General features: G+C 70.7%; 1 protein-coding gene. It reads right to left on the bottom strand.

Annotation, left to right across the window (positions count from 1 at the left end):
• Positions 1 to 3,542 (bottom strand): beta strand repeat-containing protein (locus NS331_RS26930; protein ID WP_193758207.1); only part of this gene is annotated, 3,542 nt, incomplete at both ends.

Here is a 3,542-nt window from a genome sequence, read left to right as displayed (position 1 = left end):
TGTACGTTGTCGGTTGGGGTCGTGAGGTTGCTCGTGGTGCTCATCACCACCGCACCCGTCGTCGCCAGCACGTCGATGCTGCCGGCGGCGCTGGTCAGCACGTCCGCACCGGCCGACAGCGTCACGCTGCCGGAGGCCAGGACGCTGATGCTGCCCGTGCCGCTGCGGATGTCCGCGTTGGCGTTGGCGAGCACGTTTCCGCCGATGGCCTGCACCAGCACGTTGCCGGTTCCGTTGGCGGTGATCGCGTTGCCGTCGGCGCTTGCGGTGCCGTCGTTCAGCACGACGTCACCCGTCGTGCTGCGCAGAACCACGTTGCCGTTGGCGCTCGTCACGATGTCCGACTGGTTCGCATCGCTCACCGCCGTCGTCAGCGCATCGCCGCCCACGCGGTTGATGCTCACCGCCACATCGCCAACCGCCAGGCCGTCGGTTTCGGTCAGGAACACGCCGCCAGCACCGGTTCGGGCGCTGAGCGTGGTCACCGTGGTTTCGATGGCGTTGCTGCCAGCACCGATGCCGTTGCCCGCGCTCAGGCGCAGGCCGTTCGTCACGACGTTCACCGCCGTGTCGTCCGCGCCGGCCACCAGGGCGTCTGCGTCGATCAGGCTGCCGCCCGCCGTGAGGCTGGTGCTGCCGGTCGTGGTCGTGATGCGGCCCACCGTGATGTCCGTGCCCGCTTGCACGCGCACGCTGCCCGTCTGGGTCGTGAGGTTGCTCGTGGTGCTCATCACCACGGCGCCGGCCGCGGCCAGCACGTCGATGCTGCCCGCCGCGCTGGTCAGCACGTCGGCATTCGCGGCGAGCGTCACGCTGCCGGAGGCCAGGACGCTGACGCTTCCCGTGCCGCTTCGGACATCCATGTTGGCGAGCACGTTGCCAGCGATGGTCTGCACCAGCACGTTGCCGGTGCCGTTCGCCACGATGGCGTTGCCGTCGGCACTGGCCGCTCCATCGTTCAGCACGATGTCGCCAGCCGTGCTGCGCAGCACGATGCTGCCGTTGGCCGTCGTGGCGATGTCCGATTGCGCGGCGTCGCTCACCGCCGTGGTCAGCGCATCGCCGCCCACGCGGTTGATGCTGGCTGCCACGTCGCCGACGGTCAGGCCGTCGGTCTCCGTCAGGAACACGCCGCCCGCGCCCGCACGGGCGCTCAGCGTGGTCACGGTCACTTCCAGGGCATTCGCACCCGAGCCGACGCCGTTGCCGGCGTTCAGGCGCAAGCCGTTCGTCACGACGTTCACCGCCGTGTCGTCTGCGCCGGCCACCAGGCCGTCCGCGTCGATCAGGCTGCCACCCGCCGTCAGGCTGGTATTGCCGGTCGTGGTCGTGATGCGGCCCAGGGTGATGTCGGTGCCCGCCTGCACCCGCACGTTGCCGGTCTGCGTCGTGAGGTTGCTCGTGGTGGACATGCTCACGCTGCCCGCCGTGGCCATCACGTCGATGCTGCCCGCCGCGCTGGTCAGCACGTCCGCGCCGGCCGACAGCGTCACGCTGCCCGAGGCCAGCACGCTCACGCTGCCCGTACCGCTGCGGATGTCCGCATCGGCGTTGGCGATCACGTTGCCGCCCAGTGCCTGCACCAGCACATTGCCCGTGCCGCTGGCGCTGATGGCGATGCCATCCGCTGCCGCCGTGCCATCGTTCAGCACGACGTCGCCCGTCAGGCTGCGCAGCACCACGTTGCCGTTGGCGCTCGTCACCAAGTCCGACTGCGTGGCATCGCTCACCGCCGTGGTCAGCGCATTGCCGCCCACGCGGTTGACGCTCACTGCGACGTCCCCGACTGCCAGGCCATCGGTCTCCGTCAGGAACACGCCGCCCGCACCCGAACGGGCGCTCAGCGTGGTCACCGTCGTCTCGATGGCGTTGTTGCCCGCGCCGATGCCGTTGCCCGCACTCAGCCACAGGCCGTTGGTCACCACGTTGACCGTGGTATCGCCACTGGCATCCGCATCCACGACGCGTCCACCCGCCGTCAGGCTGGTGTTGCCCGTGGTGGTCGTGATGCGCCCCACGGTGATGTCCGTGGCCGCCTGCACGCGCACGCTGCCCGTCTGGGTCGTGAGGTTGCTGGTGGTGCTCATCGCCACCGCACCCGCGGCCGCCAGCACGTCGATGCTGCTGGCGGCGCTGGTCAGCACATCCGCACCCGCGGCCAGCGTCACGCTGCCCGAGGCCAGCACGCTCACGCTACCGGTGCCGCTGCGGATGTCCGCATTGGCATTGGCCGTCACGTTGCCGGCGATGGCCTGCACCAGCACGTTGCCCGTGCCGTTGGCGCTGATGGCGATGCCGTCTGCTACCGTGCCATCGTTCAGCACCAGGTCGCCCGCGGTGCTGCGCAGCACGATGCTGCCGTTGGCACTCGTCGCGATGTCCGATTGCGCGGCATCGTTGACGGCCGTGGTCAGCGCATTGCTGCCCACCCGGTTGATGCCCACCGCCACGTCGCCCACGGTCAGGCCGTCGGTTTCGGTCAGGAACACACCGCCCGCACCCGCGCGGGCGCTCAGCGTGGTCACGGTCGTCTCGATGGCGTTGGTGCCGCTGCCGACGCCATTGCCCGCACTCAGCCGCAAGCCCGCCGTCACGACGTTCACCGCCGTGTCATCCGCCCCGGCCACCAGCCCGTCCGCGTCGATCAGGCTGCCGCCCGCCGTCAGGCTCACATTGCCCGTGGTCGTCGTGATGCGCCCCACCGTGATGTCCGCCCCTGCCTGCACCCGCACGCTGCCCGTCTGGGTCGTGAGGTTGCTGGTCGTGGACATGCTCACGCTGCCCGTGGTCGCCAGCACGTCGATGCTGCCCGCCGCACTCGTGAGCAGATCCGCACCGGCCGCCAGCGTCACGCTGCCGCCGGCCAGCACACTGAGGCTGCCCGTGCCGCTGCGGATGTCCGCACCGGCATTGGCCACCACGTTGCCCGCGATGGCCTGGATCAACACGTTGCCCGTGCCGTTGGCACCGATGGCGATGCCGTCCGCACTGGCCGTGCCGTCGTTCAGCACGATGTCCCCCGTCGTGCTGCGCAGCACCACGTTCCCGTTGGCCGTCGTCACGACATCCGACAGGCTCGCATCGCTCACCACGGCGGTCGACGCATCGCTGCCCACCCGGTTGACGCTCGCCGCCACGTCGCCCACCGCGAGCCCATCGGACTCCAGCAGGTAAATGCTGCCGCCCGCCGAGGCCGCCAGCGTGCCCACCGCGATCTCCAGGTGGTTCACCGCATCGCCGATGCCGTTGCCCGCCACCAGCCGCAGCGTGCCCGCGCCGATGTTCAGCACCGCATCGTTGGCCTGGTTCGGCGCACTGCCCGTGAGGGCGTCCGCATCCAGGATGCTGCCCTGGGCCAGCACCGAGGCCGCGCCGGTGGTGCTCAGCACCGCCAGCACCGCATTGGCGCCCGCCTGCACGCGCACCGTGCCGGCGCTCGCATTGAGGCTGCTGCCGGCCGTCATGGTGACCGCGGCGGTGCCCGACTGCACGTCGATGCTGCCGCCCGCGGCGCTGCCCGCCGTGCGCACGTCCGCACCGGC

The sequence above is a fragment of the Pseudacidovorax intermedius genome, from assembly GCF_001476815.1.
Classification (GTDB): Bacteria; Pseudomonadota; Gammaproteobacteria; order Burkholderiales; family Burkholderiaceae_C; genus Xenophilus; species Xenophilus intermedius_A.
This window is presented reverse-complemented; position numbering and strand designations above follow the sequence as displayed.